This window comes from Marivirga lumbricoides, from assembly GCF_014636295.1.
Lineage (GTDB): Bacteria > Bacteroidota > Bacteroidia > Cytophagales > Cyclobacteriaceae > Marivirga > Marivirga lumbricoides.
Window position 1 is genome coordinate 58,053 of the sequence record NZ_BMEC01000001.1, and the last position, 19,172, is coordinate 77,224.

Consider the following 19,172-nt stretch of genomic DNA (forward strand, 5'->3'; position numbering starts at 1 on the left):
CCTCATTCACTAAAAAATTTCGATTTACTTCTACAGCCATCTTCTGTGAACTAGTAATTTGGTAGTATCCTTATGTATTTCTTTCTATTCAGGAAAACATTTAACCCTCAACCTATCACCAAATATTCAGGAAGTAAAAAGTCTATTTTTTCATTATTTAAAAATAAATAGGCTTTTTTTTTATCTAATTCAGAAGAATATTAAAATAATAGTACCAGAAAAAGTGTAATATTCAATTATTTATGTGAATATTATTAAGTGAATGTTAAGTAACCTCTTTTATACTTCCAGAAGGGAATAGCTACAAAGAGAATTCGTTCGACCTTATCTGGCAATATCTAGCCGATAAGTAAATTATAAAAATTCAAAATTATATTCTGTTACAGGTTAATAATAAAACCTTATCAGAACAATAATTTGTTCATAAATAGTAAAAATTCTTAGCGAAATATTACATTTACGTAATAATTACATCATATCTTGGATAGTTCTAATTCGGAATTCTTGTTTCATCTTTGCATCGTCAAAAGAAACAAAACAAAAAAAGACAATGAAAAAATTATTAGTAGCTGCGTGTATTTTATTTTCAAGTGTATCTGCCATAGCAAATGATAACGAGGATAAAACAGTTGTTGCAAAATTTAAGGTAACCACCAATAAAGTGGATAAAATGGCTAACCTTACTTTTATTCCTACTACTTCTGAAAAAGTAACAGTAAAAATTTTAGATGAAAAAGGAAACGTAATTTTTCAGGAGTCAATCCTGAATAAAGATGGGTTTAGCAGACCTTATAACTTAAGCCAGTTAAATGGTGCTGAATACACTATTGTTGTAAAAGAGGGAAATAATACTTATGAAGAAAAAATCTCTATCGGAACAACTGAATTAACAGCTACATCTAATGTTTTAGTAGCTACTGCTAACAGAATTGACAACAAAATTGAGCTTAAAGTATTACAAAATGCTGCAACTCCTGTTTTCGTAACTATGAAAGATCTGCGTGGCAACATCCTTTACAATGCTACAGTAACTGAAATGGTAAGCTTCATCCAGAAATTTAACGTTCAACAAATAAGCGGTGAATTATACTTTGAAGTAAAAGCCGGAAATGTAGTAAAGACAATTGCACTATAATTTCAATTAAAAGATAAGTTTAGGTTTACAAGGAGGCCCGCGAAAGCGGGCTTTTTGGTTTCTAAAGAGCGTTGAAAGTCACTTCTTTAAACATTAGCCTCAAATGAATAGTAAATTCATCATCAATTAGCTATAAAATTAAAGACTAACAAAAAATCTTGATAGTCCAAAGACTGAAGAATTCCAAATTGCGCATAGGTCATGCCTAATCCAATTTCTCTAATCATCTCTAAACCAAGGATCGAATATCTCCTTTTCCTTCTATTTGTTTAATAGTTCATTTTGTATTTGCCTAGCTTTAAGGTTATTTGGCTATTGAGACTACTCTATTTAAAACATTCAATTAGCTAATGGATCAGGCAGGCTTATTTTATCATATTCACTAGGAATACACTTCCAATTTTCAGTATTCATTAGGAAGATGCACCAATAAATCAGCATTTAAATGAGACACTAAGACCTCTGCAGATTTAATTGCCCTTTTCCTGCTGGAATAAACAAAACAAAAATCAGCCTGGGATTTATTTGAAAATAACCGCACCTTGAAATCAGTTACTTTTCCCGAAAGGGTTGGGCTTATTCCATTTGGGGTATTCGTCACTTTAAAGGTAGATGAAGTTACTTGAACTGTATTAATAGCAGGTAATACATCCCACTCACCCATTTTATATCCACCAATTGAAGTATACTCTTTGAATCTTTTTTCAGAAAAGTCAATATATGTTCCGGTATATGAGAAAATGATCACGAACCCAATTATAATAGCCCCAAATCCCACACCTAATATACGCGCTAAATCAGGCTCACTTTTTATAAATGCAGGACTTATCAAAGCCACTAAACCTGCAAAAATAAGTATTACTCCAAGTAGGTGCGGGCCAGATATTAAGTTACGTTTTTTAAAATCAAAATAATTCATATTCAATGATTGGAGTACTAACCCTTACTTTTACTTTATGTTAAATAATTCGATAGTATAATCAAATAAGTCGGAATCTCCCCACTGTCCGTGGCCAGGAACTACAATTTGGGCTTTCGGATATTTGGTTTTGATTTTAAGAACAGTGGCAGACCATTCGGCTAAATTGGCATCTCCAAGGTAACCTTTTTTAGCCCCGTCTTCTTTAATCAAACATCCTCCAAATACTGCTTTATCTTCTGGAAAATATCCGATTATATTATCTTTGGTGTGGCCTTCCCCAAAATACTCTGCATGTACTTTTCTACCTCCAATATTTAAAGAAAGCTTATCATTAAATTCCTTTACAGGTTTTGAGAAGCCTATTTCACCTTGAGTAAGCAATTCCATTGTAAGGCTATGAACGTAAACAGGTATGTCATGATATTCAAATGCTGTGATTCCCCCTAAACAGTCGCTGTGAAAGTGAGTGGGTACAAGGGCTACAACTTTACTTTTTAGCTCTTCTGATACAAAGTTCAACAATTCTTCAGAGCTTATACTGTCTGTTGGGGTATCAAAAATAACTCCTTCCATGGTATCTACCACCAGCATTCCATTACAGGCTACCTTTCCAAAATCATTAGTATCCAGAAAAGAAATATGTACATACACATGATCTGTTAATTGTTTGATGATAAGATTTTCTGATTCGTAAACTGTTAAGCTATCAATAAAACAAGCTTTTGGTTTCCCTTCCAAAGGTGTAGAGAATGCTTCCCTATTAAAATTGAGTGTGAAAACTAAAATAACGAAGAGGACTATTAACCGTGCGATCATGAATTTTTGTTTGAGATGGGGTTTTACTGACACCTTAGAAGCTAGGGAGCAAAAGTTCTGCTCATCATTTAAGGAAGCAATCTAACCCATTTTTAAATTTAATAATAGTATGTTTTTTGCTTGGAAATTCTCCGGACAATAAAGCTAAAAAAAGTATTAAGGCCTATACAGCCTCACCAAAAGTCAGTAAATTATTATCCGTATCCAGCAGTGCAAATTCCTTTTGTCCCCAGGGCTTGGTGTGCAATTTCCCATTCGGATGAATAGGTACATTATTGTCAAGTAAAGATTGGTACAATTGGTCAATGGAATTAGTTCTAATATAAACCTGACCATAATTCTCTTTAAGATCGAGTGCTTTAAACTCAAAGAAGTGAATTTGAATATGATCCTTTTCTAACATTAGGTAGCCATCATAGTCGGTATTTCCATATTGCTTAAAGCCTAATTTGTTAATATAATATTCTCTTGTGATTGCCTTATTACTCATCGGTAATTTTGGATTTATATCGATTAGCATAAATTCATTGGTGTTTTAATTCTATTTCTAAAACTCATAATCCCTCTCTACTTTTGAGATTCTTACTTTATAGTGTTTGTACCACTCACCTCTACCCTTTTGCTGTGCTACAATATGCTCGGAGTGCTGTTTCCATTTCCTGATCGATTCAAGGTCTTTCCAATAAGAAACTGTGATGCCAACTCCTTCCCTTGCGCTTTCAATTCCTAAAAAACCATCCTGCTCGCTAGCGAGCTCCACCATTAAGTCTGCCATCTCGGAATAACCATTATCTACTTCCGTTCTGATAGAGCTAAAGATTACTGCATAATAAGGTGGTTGTGGAGTTTCAGCGATCATTGCAACAATTATTCAACTAATTGAACTCCTTGGTGGAATTCATGCTAATTTGTAGCAATTTAATGCATTTTTGTTATATCATAAACTTGCTTTAAAAAAACAGGAAAAGTTTTACCTTAAAGCTTTTAGGATCTAATTAGCATTATTTAAGCCCCCGGAACGCAAAAGCGACTTATAAAAATTTCTAAATCGCTTTTTAAATGGGTTTTTAATTAAATTATGGTCAATTACCTATAGGTTTATTTGTGCTTATTGCAATTCTGTTCCACGCATTAATTGTGGTAATAGCTATGATGATTTGAGCAAAATATTTCTCATTAAAGATTGAAATTGCTTTATTATAAGTTTCAGGTGTGAGTCCGTTTTCATGAATTAAAGTTACCTCTTCAGTAAACAAATCAGTTTCTCTCCATGCAATCAGTAAAAAAATCCGCTGAAAGCTCTCACCATCTTGCATAGCTTGTTTTGTATGCATATCAATCTACTCAATGGCACGCTTATAAGCTCCACATCTTCTTTATTGTTAGCTTAAGAAAATAGAGAGGCTAAAATAAACAGTAATATCTAAATGATTCTGTGCTTTGTCCGAAAATAACATAACTGGGAATAGCTATATCAGATTATTTCTCTGTGCTTTTTGCACCGCCTCCAGCTTGGAATGCACCTGCAGCTTTGTGTAGATATTTTCAATATGCTTCCGTACTGTAGAGGGCGACAAAAACAGGTTTTCGGCTATCACCGTGTAGCTAAGGCCTCGCGCCAACTGCTCCAGCACAATCACCTCCCGTGCTGAGAGGTTGACTTGTTCTGCACTTTTTTCATCAAAATTAATAGGGTTGCGCAATAATTTGAGGGTTTTTAAGGCAATAGAAGGGTTCATGGCTGCCCCACCATTTAAAGTTTCCACAATCCCATTGAAAAGCATGTGAGGATTAATATCTTTTAACAAATAACCATCTGCTCCGGCTTTAATGGCATTAAATATATGCTCATCATTATCGAAAACAGTGAGCATAACGATTTTAATATGAGGGTACTTTTGTTTCACTGCCCGGGTGGCCTCTATACCATTCATGTCCGGCATTTCTATGTCCATTAAAATCAATTCCACATGAACTATCTCTTCTAATTTATACAATAATTCTTTACCACTTTGGGCTGTAAATTTGATCTGAATCTCTTCAAAAAAAGATAGCTTCTCTTTCAGGGATTGAATTAAAAAGCTGTTATCGTCTACTATAGCAATTTTCACTTTATGATATTTTTTAGTTTCCGGAACCTTAATTGTAAAGATAACTTCATTAACATTTCATTAAAATAAGGCAAATGCCCTATTCCCTTAAGGGCACATTCAATTGCACTTTTGTGCCGGGATTCTGTTTTATAATTAACAGCTTGCCTTTTATTTCCTCAGCCCTTTTTTGCATAAAATGCAACCCGTTACCTGTTCCTCCTTCCCCATTTCCCCTGTCAACAGTTACAAAACCATTAGAATAAAAGCCAACACCATTATCTATAATCTCCACTACTACTTCATTGGCATTTTGCATAAAATTGACTACAATCTTTTGAGGCTTTGCATGCTTTATGGCATTATGCACGGCCTCCTGGATAATCCGGTATACATCAATGCCCTGAACTGAATTGAGGGCAAGGTCTTCCTTGCTATTCACAAAATTAACTTCAAGCTGAATCCCCAATAAAGAAGCTTTGGCAGCTTCTATGAAATTAATAATACGCAATTTCAAATCTTCAAAGGTGATTTCATCTTTGTTCATGGCCCAAATGGTATCGCGTAAATCGGTAATGGTGCTCCTGGTAAAGGCCGCAATGCTTTCAAACTTTGGATAGATCAGCGCTTTGTTGAACTCAAAATATTTCAAACTATCCAGCGATGAAATGATAAATGTTAATTGAGAGCCGATATTATCATGCAAATCCTTCGAAATGGCCAGCCGTTGCTCCTGCAAATTATTCTGGTTTTCTATTTTGATCAACGCCTGCTTTAACTGATTTTCCTTAATGATTTGCTTATTGCGTTGCTTCTGTTGTTTATATACTACAAAACCAAAAAGAGCCAGAATAAATGACAGACCAATGGCAGAAATAAGCCAGTTAGTCCTGCTTTTAATTTCCACTTCTTTCGTAAGGATGTCCGTTTGCGCTTCGGCCAGAAGTTTTTCCTTCTTCTCTGTTTCAAACTGAATTTGCAGTTCCTCAATTCGGCTATTTACTTTTAAACTGTTGCTGCTATCCTTCAGGCTTTGAAATTTCTCTTTCCAGAAATAGGCATTTTCGAAATCCGATAATTTGAGGTAGGTATTTTCCATCTGTTCATAGCAATATTGCTCCAGATGCAGGTATTTATATTGTTTTGCCAGACTGGCACAGCGCTTAAAATTCTCTAATGCTTCCATGTACTTTTTTTCAAGCACCAGAATTTCTGCTTTTTGCACATAGTTGACCGTAATTCCATAATTATCCGCAATGCCATTTCGGATGACTAATGAAGTATCCAGATAGGCTTTTGCTTTACGAAAATCTTCCATTTCGGCATAAGTATTGGCTATATTGGCATAACTGTAGCCCAGCCCGGTGCTGTCTTTCAGCGCTTTTTTAATCCTTAAAGACTTTTGCTGATATAGTAGAGCACTATCGTTTTGTCCATCCCTATTAAGCACAACACCATAATTATCATAAACGGGGTTAATGCCCACCGAATCATTGGCCTGCTGTAGCAGCTTTATACTTTTCTGCATATACTGCTTGGCTTTTTCCAGGTTGTTGGACTTTAAGTTATAACCAAGTCCACCGTAGGCAATGCCTGCTTTTTCTAAATTACCGCTTTCTTCAAAAATTTTGATAGCTCTTAATGATAAGGCCAGGCTTTCATCCATTCTGTTTTGGTAGGCTTTCAATTGGCCCTGCTTAAAAACAACATCGCCAAGGGAAGTACTATCTTCAAGTTGCAAAGCTATCTGCTCTGCTTTCCTAAACAGGCTATCTGCCTTTTCCACTTCAGCTACAAAATTTCCATAAGGAATGGTAGTAATGAGTTCGAGCTGTTTTTTGACCGGAAGCTTTTTTATTGATTGCGCCAGACTATCTAAATAAGTGATTTTTGATTGAGAAAAGGCAGAAAAAGTAATCGACAGAAAGGATAAAATCAAAAAGAATCGCATAGAAATTAGTTAAGAACAGCAACTAAGATAAAGAAAAAAGCATTTCCTTCCATAAAAAATCCTGAACCGAAAATTCAGTTCAGGAATTAATTGCGTATTGGCACTAAGATTTTGAATGCTAAAACTAATCTATCAAGATTTGATTTTCTCAAATGATACCATTTCTACATTGCTCCAAAACTCCCCTATGATTCTCTTATAGGTACAGCCGTACAGACGTAAACCGGTAGAAACTTTTAACGCGACTTCACTGCGATGACCTGGCAAAAAGAACTCTGCAGTTATTGTCTTTGGAATTTATTCAAGCACCTCATTTACATGATATTTAATGAATTCGCTACCGGCTAAATACATTCCCTCGGCATATTTTTCACCATCCGGTTCCAGCCACTTAGTGGTTTCACTGTAATTATCGCCCCTGATGCTCACTACCGGATTCAATAAAGTGGCTGTTGCTTGTGTTTGTGTGGAATAGGCCACCACTTTGTCTTTTTCCAGTACCCCTAAAATTTCCAAATCGGATTTCATGTAGCCTGTGTATTGTGACTCTGCGCTCCCTCCTACTTTTAATTTACCACGTGTAAAGGTTACGTAGCTGTTTAAGGCTACTGCCTGCTTACTTTTATCTACCAAACTTGTAAGTCCCGCAGAAGTCTTTTCGTCTGTAACATAATACATGTTGGCCAACCTGTAATTGATAAACAATTTCACTTTTGCCTGGTTACCCACGTTCCAGTCGTTTCCTATGGCAGTAAACACATACACTAAAGAAACATCTGCCACCAAAGCATCGTCAAGCTCCCGGGACAGGTTTTGAGGTGTTTTATCGAAACCCGCCAATTTGGAAGAAAAAGCATTTCTATCCTTATAAAAATAATTGTAGCCAGTGGGTATAACTGAAAGAATCCCTGTCATGTCGGTTTCAAAAACGCTTGGCCCCACACCTTTATTCCACCCTTTGTAGGTGTCTGTTTTACCTGCTTCTTCGGCTGAAATAATTTCATAGCCTTTGGCTTTCATGTCAGAAACAAACTCATTGTAAAGCTGGTCTGCTTTGGCCTGAATGGCTTCCTTATCTAAAGTAGCCAGACCGACTGCTGCTTTGGCTTTAGCGGCATTTTTCACACTTCGGCCAAAACCTCCTGCTTCTTTTTTATCAACTGCTTCTTTATAGATTTCGAAGTTGATGTTAAAACTTGCTATATATAATTTTTTAGTGCCATCACTCAGTTTTTTACTCTTAAAGCCATCGTCTTTAGGTTCAAATTTGCCTAAATCCTGTGCGCTAAGGGTGTAAAATGAAAGCAAGGTCAAAACAAGTATGCTAATTTTTTTCATAATAATTATCGAATAGTTATAGCACAAAATTGTCTCGAAATAGCCTATCGTTCAATAAGGCATTTGCCCTATTTTTGTAAAACACTTAGTGAAGCTGTAGACTGGATTTGAAATGATAGCTATTAAGCAAGAATGCACAAGCAAATAGCCTGTGTTCATAAAAGATTATTCAATAATGGCAATGTAAACCCAAAGTGTTTAAACCATTTATAACCAATAATTTAATAAATTGAGAAAGGCTTTTAAGCTGGAAGAAGTAAGTAAGTGATTAATTTATCTTCTTAAATGTCAAGAGGCTACTGCTCGTGAAATTGTCATAAAAATTCTCTAACAGCAAGCTGTCCCCGGATTGCTTAAAATAGTAATTATTAAAAGCACTATTAGCAGAAAACACCCAATGCAGAGATATTTGATCATTACTCAACAATTGGTATTCGTAAAAGCCGGAACGTCTTTTAGGAATTAAAGCACCATCACTCATTTCTTTTCCACGACCTAAATTCATCAGTTCCTGCCCCTCAAAATTACCAAATGTTAAAGTGTCAGTTTGCGTATTGACTTCTACCCATTTTCCTTCCAAGGGTATTTGCTTTGTAATGGATTCAGTTTCAGAACACCCAAACAAGATTGCTATGAAAATTAAAAATCTATATTTCATCTGCTGTAAATTTAAAATTTACTATTATTTCATGTAAAGCTAATAAGAGAGCACCACTAACTTCATAAATCACTGATTATCAAACAACTCAATTTAAAAATAATTATTAAAAAAGTAAAGGAATTAGAGTCAAATTAATATTTTTCATAAAATATTAATTACTCTCCATGTCTCATTTTAGTTTTCACTGTTTTAGTCTTCTTTCTATTTCTTTTGCTTCTTCAAAATCTAATCCTGATTCTTTGTTATAGTTTTCAATAAATTCTTTGATAGCATCTAAACCAACCTTCTTTTTGATGTTGTTTTCTAAAGCTATGGTAGCAATATAATAATTGAAAAATAGAGAATATTCAGGAGCTTGCTTTTTCCATTTTACGGCAAATTCAATCGCCCTCTTTGGTTGTTTCATTTTTTTATTCAGTAACTCAATAGGTCTGCGGTAGTAAAAAAAGTTGCTGATATTTTCACTATTCTCTTCAAGATGAATACTCCAATACTCTAATGCTTTTTCAAAATCATTAATGTATTCATACGATTGAGCATACATAGCATAAAACTCACTACTTTTCCCAAAATGCTCTATCTCAAACTCTTCCAGTTTTTCAACATCTGAAGTATTTTCTGTTAAAGCTGACATTAAACTCAAGTCATCTTGATTAACCTTAAAATTAACACCATAAATATTCTTCATTTTTTCAGAATGTTGGTCAATGAAGTCTATTGGTCCAATGTTTTTATCAATTAATGAATCAATGAGATTGTCATCCCAATCATTATAGTGTTTATACTCTGAGAATACATGAGCAATACCGTTACTGATTCCCTTAGCGGCTATACCATTATGGTCAGCATCGTAAACTATATGTAATGAATTGATTGATGAATTTTTATTTATTTTAAATTCGCTATCTAATTTCATTCCTGATTCCAGCCTGGGTGTGGCATCTCTTTTTCCTGAGGCGACAAAGTAGAAAGTTGGTTTGTTAACCGTTTTAGTAAATTCAATATACTCTTGTAATTGTTGTCCGAATAAATTTTGACTTAAAGCAATTACACCATTAAATGGCTGAACCTTTTGGGTTAAAACCTTGTGGCTGAAAGTGGCTGAGTTCGAGTGGCCAATTAACACGTTAAATCCAGAGGTAGAATAAATTGAGTCTATTTTAGGAACAAGTTCTTTAGTTAAAAAACTAAAAAAATTAGAACTTCCTTTGACAAATTCTCCTGTTTCCCAATTAATCTCTAAATCCTCATTTCTATTTTTATGAAATATGCCTACAACAATAGATTTTGGAATGACATCAAAATCTGATAATATTTTAGTAGTCATAAAGCCCGGTTCAAACATCCATTCCCCATCTAAAGTGTAGATAGTTGGATATTTTTCTCCTTCAGCATAATCTTTGGGCAGGTGTATTTTTACTGTTCTATAATCTTGGATATACTTTGAAAATATTGAGTCGACTGTGTATTCTAATACTTGTTTTTCAAGTTTTGCTTCCTGAGCAAAGGACGCTGTTCCAATTAAAAGAAATAAAAATAGTGGGACATGTTTCATTATAATCTATCGTTTTTTTCAATGTTAAAGTGTAGTATCATAAAGTGTAGTATCATATTACCAGAATAACCTACTGTTAGAAAGTCAGCTTAATCAGATTACAAATCTTGTATTTAGCGCTTCCCCACCATTACTTGAAAAAAGATAGTTGGTTCTTGCTTTTTCATTTTGGTAATTATCAGTGACAGTATATTCTAAGTTATGAAAAAAAAGTAATACTTATATTGAAAAAACCTGTCTAAGTGTAACAGGAACCTCTACCCCAGCATAAATACATTGCTGCGTATTTAATCATGATTACCAAACCATTTAGTAAAAAAAAGAATAGTAAAGGGGATTTCCTCTAAAAAACACTGGAGTTATCTGGAGGCAACTTTTCTTAAGTTGAATTTTCATTTATTTGCAATGGCAATTAATAGATATTGTAATAAGGTTATTTTTCTGTTGAAAACCGGATTACTACTCTATATATTACTACGATTAGACCGAATGAAGAAATAGTAAAATACTTTCTTTCCTCAGGAGCTAATCCAGATATAAGAGACAATGACGGTAATACTGCCTTTGATGAGGAAAAATGCAGTAAACTTAAAAAGCTATTTAAATAATTTATTTTCTGATTAAAACTAATTCTCGGATATGAGAACTACACTCTCCACTATTATCTTCTTACTTTATTTTTGTACCTCGAGTTTGGGACAGCAAACTAGCTTTGAGACCTTAGTCTATGCGATCCAACAGGAAAACCCTGATGTGAAAGCCATGAAAAAGCTGATCCAAAAAGTAGATGACCTTAATCAGATATATTTAAAAGGGAAAACGCTGTTATATATTTCCATAGAAAAAGAACAAGCCGAAATAGCCTCTGAATTAATCAAAAAAGGAGTTGATGTCAACAAGACTGATAATCAAGGGATCGGGCCGTTAATATTGGCTTCAGAAAAGGGTTATACGGAACTGGTTCGTCAATTGATAGCAGCAGGAGCCAATGTGAATACAAGGACAAGCAAAGGATTGACTCCGATTATAATGGCATGTCATATAGGGAGTGCAGATATAGTCAAACTGCTGATTCAATCTGGTGCAGATGTCAATATATCAGTCAAAGATGCTTTGAAAGCAATCCATATTGCAACCCAAGGCAATTCCTTAGATATTGTTACATTTTTGATGGCAGCTGGTGCAGATGTCAATGCTGTCAACTTTAGCAAAATGACACCGCTTATCATCACTTCAATTTTAGGACAACTCGATATGATGAAACAATTGGTTGCCTTGGGAGCTGATATTAATCTGATAGATTCAAAGGGTCAAACAGCCTTGCACAGAGCCTCAATGAATGGTCATATAGCCATTGTAAGAGAACTGATTGCCTTGGGAGCAAAAATTGATGCACACACAAGTTATGGAGAAACACCTCTTTTTCTAAGTTCAAAAAATGGGCAGATAGAAGTTGTGAAACTACTCATGGATTCTCATGCAAGAGTGAATCTGGCAAATCAAGAAGGAGAAACACCACTTCATATTGCTGTTCAAAACGAGCATGAAGAAATCGTTAAACTGCTCATAGCAGCTGGGGCAGATGTAAATACAATCAGTGCTAAAGCGCATACCCCTTTAGACCTAGCGGATCAATCAAGCCAACCCGTATTACATCAATTGTTGCTTGATGCAGGAGCTCAAAAAAGAACAGGAAATGATGATGAAATGCCACTCACGAAAGCGCTATTTGATAAAAGGTATGATATCGTAAAGCAATTGGTAGCATCTGGTTATAATCTTGATCAAGAAGTCGATGCATTCGGGAGAACCCCTCTCTTTTGGGCAGTCATAAATAAGGAAGACGAGATAGTTGACTATTTCCTTAAAGCGGGCGCTGATCCTAATCTGCAAATGAATGGAAAAACTCTTTTGCAGCTGACTGTTCATGCTGATCAAATTTCGATTGCCAAATTACTGATAGATACTGGAGCAGAGATAGATACCACAACCTACCGTGGTGAAACGGCCCTCTATTTGGCTACTTTGGCCGGGAACCTAGCATTGGTCAAATATCTGATTGCCTCTGGGGCAGACTTAAACCTATCCACATTTGAGGGCAATACTCCCCTCTATACAGCCCTGTTAATGGACAACTTAGAAATTGCCAATGTACTGATCGATGCAGGTGCGGATGTAAATAAAACGTGCAATCAAGGGATAAGCCCAATCTACGAAGCAGTAAAAAAGGGGTATATAGATATCGCAAAAAAAATGCTGGCATTGGGTGCAAATGTCAATCAAACCAACGCCAATACTGAGACACCTTTATTTGCAGCATCCGCTACAGGCAATTTGGAATTAGTCAATCTTTTGTACGAAGCGGGTGCGGATATAAATGCTACGAAGTACGATGGATCCACTGCTTTATTTAGGGCAGTTATTTCAGGGCATGTTGAAATCGCAAAAAGGCTCATCGATCTAGGAATTGATGTGAATAAAGGGAGGTTCCACTACGGTAAAACGCCACTTTACTTAGCTGCTGACTATGGTGAGGCTGAGATTTTGAATTACCTGATCGCTGCGGGAGCAAAGGTCAATTTTCCCGCAAACAATGGATATACAGCTTTACACACAGCTGCTGTGAGAGGGGATGCAGTGATCATAAAACTACTCTTAAGTTCAGGAGCTGATCCTTCTTTAAGAGAGAAAAAAAATAAAAGGCCTATAGACCTTGCTACAAGCAATGAGATTAAAAATCTACTAAAATAAACCAATTTATATTTTTATACGATATGATTTATAGACAAAACAAGTACCTAAAAGTCAGTCAAGTAGTTTATTTATTCTTACTGATGCTTGTATTTAAAAGTTGTACCAATAGGAAATTAAACAATGCAGCAACGTACGAATATACGCAGATAGAACCAGAGCAATCCAAACCTGTTATTTCTACGCTAGTAGGCGAATGGAAGCTTGATTCGACTGTATTTACTGATGGTACTTTCAGAAAAAAACCACAAATACCTTTTAGTGCTACTACATGGACTTTTACTGAAGACGGACAGTATGTGGTAAGTATACAGGAAAATTCATATAAGCTTTCAATGGAAGAAGATGGCACACAAAAAGAAACCTCAATGACAGCTGAGACACCGGCACAGAAATACATTGGTAAATATCAACACATCAACGATGTGCTACATGCTACAATTATAGGAGGGCTTACCAAATATAACATAGTTGGGCAATCAGATAGTACGCTGCATCTCAAATCTCAGCGGATCCAGGTACCTCCTGTTTCAAAGGAAGATTCAGCTAAAATAGCGGAACATTACTTCACCTTAAAATAACCGCAAAACTTATCTACTGAACTATTTTTCGGGTTTGGTTAATATGAATTGGTATACACATTTAAACAGGACAAATACTTAAAAAGAGCAAATGGAATTCAAACACAAAATAAAAGTAGCCATGGCTGTTGTAATGGTTACTTACAATTTCTCAGCCTTTTCCCAACCAGGCATCAAACATGTTGAAGGAGAAAAGGAGAACAGGTCTATTTTAGGAGAGGGTTTTGGTTCAAAAGGCCCAAATGTGATCCTCTACGATATCTTTGATGGACATGATGGCGATACAGTTGCCTTGCAGTCGTCTGAAGTTGGGGGCTGGAGTGGTTTAAATATTCACCATCCGGCTGTTTATATTACAGATAGTGAAGATAATATGGCAGCTCTGCTTATAGACATGGAGCGTGGAGGACAGCTAAATGTCAATTTTGATCCCGTGCAGGAAATTTTTATTTCTTACGGAGTTAAAATACCTGCTGGTCATTGTTTTCCTATGACCTCTGTACCTGGTACTTTTCCTGAAGGAAGCAATTGGAAACTATCTTGGCTAATGGATGGAGAAAGAGGCTATATGGGTAATGATGACGTATGCTTGCCCACCTGGGGAAATGGCACTTATTTTTCATATGCTGGTAATGACAATGTGATTAAGTTTGAGGTGGGAAAACCTGGTTCTGACAGTAATTGGTTTTCTTTTGAGCAGTGGAACAGATTTTCTACCTATTTAAAAAGCGGAAACAAACCTACAGAAGACCCAGGCATTCTTTGGGCGCAAGGCATAAGTAAAGAATTTGGTCAGAAGACATTCTCTGACAATACACAAGTGCTATTTGATGGTGACGATACTCCTGATGGCTATAAGTTTGAAGATGACAATATTAGCCAGTGGAATAGATTTAACCTGCCTGGATGGTACAGAAGTGGTGGTGAGAATGTAAGAGCTCTATATGACGATGTTTATATTGCCACAGGTGATGCGGCACGTGCTCGTATTGAAATTGGCGATGCAGCAACCTATGCTGAATGCAGAACATTGGACATACAGATTCCTACCAGCTGGTCCGATGATAGAATAGCCTTTACCTTGAAAAGCCAGAAAACCTCTTCCTTAGAGAGTTTATACTTATATGTTACTGACGCTTCAGGTCAGGTAAATGAAAACGGGTATTTACTCACATCAAATATTTTAGATGTTAAAGAGAGTCATGAGAAACCCAACAAGTTGGCTGTTTATCCAAACCCAGCGGTCAATACCGTTCATTTCAAATTAGATTCCGACCGAATCGAAAAAATCTCTATTACATTTTATAATTCAACTGGTGAATTGATAGAGTCTATTGAAAAAGATTTTCCTAATGACCGGATAACCTGGAAACCTAAAGGCCTTCCAAATGGAAACTATTTATACAAAGCTGAAATAAAGGTGTCAGGAGAAAAAGAATATGTTTCTAGTGGAAAAATTGTATTGATGAAGCACTGATTTTTATTTTGCAAATAAACCTGTGAGGAAATCCTCATAGGTTTTTTACTGTTTGATGCATTGAGAAGTAAGTAGGCAATTGAAGCTTTTTAATAAGCATTTCAATGCTTCTACCTATTCTAATATTTGTTTAACAGCTTCATTATTTTAGGATCATTCAATTTTTCAGCTATTTCATAAACTGTTTTAGGATCATGTTTAGTTTTAATGGTAGGGTCTGCTCCTGCTTTCATTAATATCTTAATTATTTTGAGTATCTCTTTCCTGTTATCATGCATTGTTTGTGGTTTTTCATCAATTAAGTAAAAGAGTAAATGTAATGGCGTTAAATTATTATCGAAAATCACATTAGAAAAGAGCTCCGCAAATCGCTTGCTATACATAGGTTTGTTTACATCAGCACCTTCTTTAATCAGTAAGGAGGTTGCCTCCACATTAAGTGCTTTTATTGCCCAGTGTAGTGCCGTCAATCCTCTCTTATCAACCAAATCTACATCTACACCTTTTGCTATTAGTGACTTTGCCAAAGTAAAAGTCTTTGTTGTATCAAATGCAATGGCTGCAGTCAATATCAGTGGATCAGCAGGATCAGTAAATTCCATATAGGGTAAGTGCTCATAGCTGAATTTCTTCTCAAGCAAAGCTTCCACTAGCCTGGACATCCATTCAGGTAAAATCTCCTCTCCTTCCTGATATCTGTTAACCCAATAGCTCATTTCTTCAATTTTCGGGTTAAAGCCATTCTTCAATAAGGCTTCAATAACATGTAAATACTTTTTTTCTGCCGCCCAATTTGCAACCGTCCCATATTTAGAAATACTATTGGGATTGGAGCCACGGGAAATTAAAAAAAGAACTATATCAATGTCTCCCACAGAGCAGGCATAAAATAACAAAGGCATCTCGTCAGCTGGCTCGAATGATTGCACATTTTCATCTCCAATAGTTTTTTTTAAAGCATCTAAATCCTGCTTTTCAATTATTTGAGTGAGCTTTAAGTAAGTGTTGGAAAGGCTATCATTCTGTCCATACGTTAGAGTAGCCGTTAAAAGTATTAAAAGTATAATTAAGTTTTTCTTAAGCATTACAATATTATCATTTTAGATTATTTGAGGCATACAAAGCAATCTGCAAGCTAAACCCTCTTATATTTTTTTATATTTCAGCACATCCCTGACCGCTCCTTTTTGGTCAATTGTACCCGTAGTGGCAAATCGAGCCCAGAGTGCTCTCACTTCTTTCTGGCTTCTGGAAATTTCTTCCGCAGAAATGCCCTCCACCAATTTGGCATCTTTCCAAAGTGCGCTATCACCGAATAAAAGTGGTAAATCTATGGTATGCGTAGCCCCATATCCATTTGTATCAGATCCCCAGGTAATTTCATACCGATAAACATTATTTCCCTCTACAGCACAGTTTTTGGCAAACTCATTAGCTGCCTTTTTATATACTTTTTTAGATGTACTACTTATAAGAATCTTATTGAGTAAACCTCCAATAATGGGAAATTCTGTATATTTTCTTAAAGCAGGCATATGAGGTATAAAAAAAGAGGTTTCCTCTTGAGTATACCCAATAAGGATGTTTACTTCTCTTGCTCTTTCTTTCCAAATGGCTTGCACTTGAGATTCTTCAGGAAAGGGATATACACCATATTGATTGCCAAATGGCATTCCTGCCTTTAAACCATACTCTTTGGCCGCTGCCAGAACTTCTTCCTGCCTTTTCAGAATGGTGTCGATTTCGGCTTGAGCAGGTATTTCCCTGGCTACCTTAACCATGTCATTGATCATATCGCCTCTTTCAAATATTAACCCTAACGGGGCACTTTGTATAATTACATTTTGAAACAAACCTTTTGACTCTTCAATTAACATCATTTGAGCAATGGCCTCTCCCCCAGCGGACTGCCCAAAAAGGGTGATATTCTTAGGATCTCCTCCGAAAGCTGAAATATTATTGTTGACCCATTTGATTGACTCCAGAATATCCAAATAACCTAGATTAGCTGGTATATTATTGTATCCCCCCAGGAAACCTAATAATCCTAATCGATAGGTAACATTAACTACAATTACATCCTGTTCTTTCACTAAAAGCTTAGGATCAAAAATCACTGCATCACCAGCTCCGGAGATATAACTCCCTCCGTGTATCCAGATCATTACAGGAAGCTTATCTAAATCATTATTGGGCCGGGTTACTGACAAGTTTAAGCAATCTTCCGACTGCTCCTGCATATCCAGTGGTTCAATACCGAACATCATGGAAAACAGTGGTTTTTCAGTTTGAGGGCAAGCTGGAGAAGGCTCATATGCATTTAGGGGCGAATCATATTTTTCAATAGGTACTGGCTTTTCGAACCGTCCGGCCCGGGCATAGGGAACATTGGTTGCTCTCATCACACCATTATCCTCAAAAAGGTGGATTTGTCCGGCTGGAGTTGTGACAGTATTGCTTTGAGCGTAAGAATTACTATGCATAGAAAGTATAATTACAATGACTAGTAAATTTTTCATTGATACGCATGCTGCTAAAATTTTGACTAATGTTGAATATATAAGTTAGGCCTGAATACACTGTACCTGAATTTTTGCACAACTCAAAATTAACTAAAGTTTGATGGTATTAGATTGTTTTTCTGAAAAAGCTAAACTATGAGGGATTAAAACCTCTTTTACGCTCATTAGTTTAATGGGTTGATAACAACGCCTAACTTTGGAGAAAAAGAATGAAAACACCGAACGTAGTGTAAGTGGCTTTCATCCTCAATTTATTAGTTACTTCAATATACTTTCATAAAGTGTATTAAGCATATCGTTTCGCATTTTAGAGTTGTTTTGGTTGATGAAAATCAGGATACCCCAATTTGCCGCTCTGTTGTAGCAAAGCATGGAAGATTGCCCCATAGAATCTCCTGACTTGAGATACACTGTATTCCCACTATCCCGGATAATTTTAGTACCTAAACCAATCGCCTCATTTTCCTCCTTAAAATAAGGAATTTCCGTTAACAGAGCTGCTTTGGCCAGGGTGCTGTTTTCACCCAATAAGGCATTCATATACTTCATCATATCTGCAGTAGTAGATTTCACCAAGCCCGCTGGCCCCACAATATTCCAGTTGAAAAGTTCCTGCTCACCGCCTTCCCCATTGTAACCTGTCGCTACATTATCAACATCAAACTCGGTAGTATAAGTGCGTGTCATGTTCAGCGGCTTAGTAATTTTCTCTCTGATTAGTTGAGCATAAGTGGTTTCATATAGTTTTTCTAATATCTGACCAATTAAGGTATAGCCTACTGTAGAATACCTATAGCTCCCATAGTTTTTAAGTGTATCGCAGCTGTTGATCATACTCACAAGAAGTTCCTCGTCTACTATAGCGGTTGGCTGTTGTGCATCTTTCTCTATAAGTGCACTGAAATCCACATCAGGCAATCCCGATTGATGAGAAGCTAAGTCTGCTATTGTTATTTTACCCTGGATGTTATCATCGAGCTGATATGCTGCCGGCAGGTAATCATCGATATAATCATCCACCTTTAGCCTACCTTCCAGTGCGGCTTGGGCAATTAGGTTGCCAGTCATGATTTTGGTAATTGAGGCAATTTCAAATACCGTATGCTTATTGATCTTTGTTTTATCCTCCCGGCTTAAATGGCCATAGGCCGTATAGAATTCTTCTCCATTTTGTAAAAAGCCTACGCTTATACTTACTTCAGGATTAGCCTCATGGAAGCTATTGACCGCAGAGTCGATGCGTTGGGTAATGCTTTGTGCAAAAATGAATGTGTTCATCAATAATAAGATTGAAATAAATGTGCTTACAGTTTTCATTGCGTTTTTAGTTTTTTGATTAAAAGATGACACAAAGCTGCATGAAAGTACTGCTC

Annotated in this window: 17 protein-coding genes; 4 read left to right on the forward strand and 13 right to left on the reverse strand. The window is 36.1% G+C overall.

All coding sequences use genetic code 11. The annotated features are described in order from the left end of the window. Positions 1-550: 550 nt before the first annotated feature. Entirely contained in the window at positions 551-1,135 is a 585-nt protein-coding gene (locus tag IEV85_RS00270; RefSeq protein WP_188459795.1) for a T9SS type A sorting domain-containing protein, read from the forward strand. Positions 1,136-1,538: 403 nt separating this feature from the next. On the opposite strand, the gene IEV85_RS00275 is transcribed toward IEV85_RS00270, so the two are convergent. From IEV85_RS00275 to IEV85_RS00320, 10 genes are all read right to left on the reverse strand, one after another. Then, entirely contained in the window at positions 1,539-2,054 is a 516-nt protein-coding gene (locus IEV85_RS00275; protein ID WP_188459796.1) for a hypothetical protein, read from the reverse strand. 30 nt (positions 2,055-2,084) lie between these two features. Beyond that, a complete protein-coding gene (gene bla, locus IEV85_RS00280; protein ID WP_188459797.1) occupies positions 2,085-2,873 on the reverse strand; it encodes a subclass B1 metallo-beta-lactamase in 789 nt (262 codons plus the stop codon). A 163-nt stretch (positions 2,874-3,036) separates the two neighbouring features. Then, positions 3,037-3,363, reverse strand: coding sequence for a bleomycin resistance protein (locus IEV85_RS00285; protein WP_229712457.1), 327 nt, complete (start codon positions 3,361-3,363; stop codon positions 3,037-3,039). Between the two features lie 57 nt (positions 3,364-3,420). Continuing rightward, positions 3,421-3,732, reverse strand: coding sequence for an antibiotic biosynthesis monooxygenase family protein (locus IEV85_RS00290; protein ID WP_188459799.1), 312 nt, complete (start codon positions 3,730-3,732; stop codon positions 3,421-3,423). Positions 3,733-3,955: 223 nt separating this feature from the next. Further along, positions 3,956-4,207 carry a carboxymuconolactone decarboxylase family protein gene (locus IEV85_RS00295; RefSeq protein WP_188459800.1) on the reverse strand — a complete coding sequence of 84 codons (252 nt, stop codon included), beginning with the start codon at positions 4,205-4,207 and terminating at the stop codon, positions 3,956-3,958. A gap of 135 nt (positions 4,208-4,342) precedes the next feature. Next, positions 4,343-4,984 (reverse strand): response regulator, encoded by a 642-nt coding sequence (locus IEV85_RS00300; RefSeq protein WP_229712458.1) that lies wholly within the window; start codon positions 4,982-4,984, stop codon positions 4,343-4,345. Positions 4,985-5,063: 79 nt separating this feature from the next. Continuing rightward, a complete protein-coding gene (locus IEV85_RS00305) occupies positions 5,064-6,914 on the reverse strand; it encodes a tetratricopeptide repeat-containing sensor histidine kinase (protein WP_188459801.1) in 1,851 nt (616 codons plus the stop codon). A gap of 297 nt (positions 6,915-7,211) precedes the next feature. After that, positions 7,212-8,252 (reverse strand): hypothetical protein, encoded by a 1,041-nt coding sequence (locus IEV85_RS00310; RefSeq protein WP_188459802.1) that lies wholly within the window; start codon positions 8,250-8,252, stop codon positions 7,212-7,214. 268 nt (positions 8,253-8,520) lie between these two features. Then, positions 8,521-8,910, reverse strand: coding sequence for a hypothetical protein (locus IEV85_RS00315; protein WP_188459803.1), 390 nt, complete (start codon positions 8,908-8,910; stop codon positions 8,521-8,523). A gap of 184 nt (positions 8,911-9,094) precedes the next feature. Next, positions 9,095-10,468, reverse strand: a complete 1,374-nt coding sequence (locus IEV85_RS00320; protein WP_188459804.1) for an alpha/beta hydrolase-fold protein — start codon at positions 10,466-10,468, stop codon at positions 9,095-9,097. Positions 10,469-11,107: 639 nt separating this feature from the next. Between IEV85_RS00320 and IEV85_RS00325 the strand changes: the two genes are divergently transcribed. The 3 genes from IEV85_RS00325 (at position 11,108) to IEV85_RS00335 (ending at position 15,277) form a co-directional block, all read left to right on the forward strand. Further along, on the forward strand, positions 11,108-13,219 hold the full coding sequence (locus tag IEV85_RS00325) for an ankyrin repeat domain-containing protein (protein WP_188459805.1): 2,112 nt from the start codon (positions 11,108-11,110) through the stop codon (positions 13,217-13,219). An 83-nt stretch (positions 13,220-13,302) separates the two neighbouring features. Continuing rightward, positions 13,303-13,800 carry a hypothetical protein gene (locus IEV85_RS00330; RefSeq protein WP_188459806.1) on the forward strand — a complete coding sequence of 166 codons (498 nt, stop codon included), beginning with the start codon at positions 13,303-13,305 and terminating at the stop codon, positions 13,798-13,800. Between the two features lie 91 nt (positions 13,801-13,891). Further along, complete coding sequence (locus tag IEV85_RS00335; protein ID WP_188459807.1) at positions 13,892-15,277, forward strand: T9SS type A sorting domain-containing protein; 1,386 nt, start codon at positions 13,892-13,894, stop codon at positions 15,275-15,277. Between the two features lie 119 nt (positions 15,278-15,396). On the opposite strand, the gene IEV85_RS00340 is transcribed toward IEV85_RS00335, so the two are convergent. The 3 genes from IEV85_RS00340 to IEV85_RS00350 all read right to left on the reverse strand — a co-directional run bounded on the left by IEV85_RS00340 (position 15,397) and on the right by IEV85_RS00350 (position 19,116). Then, the gene (locus IEV85_RS00340; protein ID WP_188459808.1) at positions 15,397-16,362 is read right to left on the reverse strand and encodes an ankyrin repeat domain-containing protein; all 966 of its coding nucleotides are present in this window, start codon (positions 16,360-16,362) and stop codon (positions 15,397-15,399) included. Positions 16,363-16,422: 60 nt separating this feature from the next. Next, a complete protein-coding gene (locus tag IEV85_RS00345; RefSeq protein WP_188459809.1) occupies positions 16,423-17,796 on the reverse strand; it encodes a carboxylesterase family protein in 1,374 nt (457 codons plus the stop codon). A 261-nt stretch (positions 17,797-18,057) separates the two neighbouring features. After that, positions 18,058-19,116: a serine hydrolase gene (locus tag IEV85_RS00350; RefSeq protein WP_188459810.1), complete on the reverse strand. Its 1,059-nt coding sequence runs from the start codon at positions 19,114-19,116 to the stop codon at positions 18,058-18,060. Positions 19,117-19,172 lie beyond the last annotated feature (56 nt).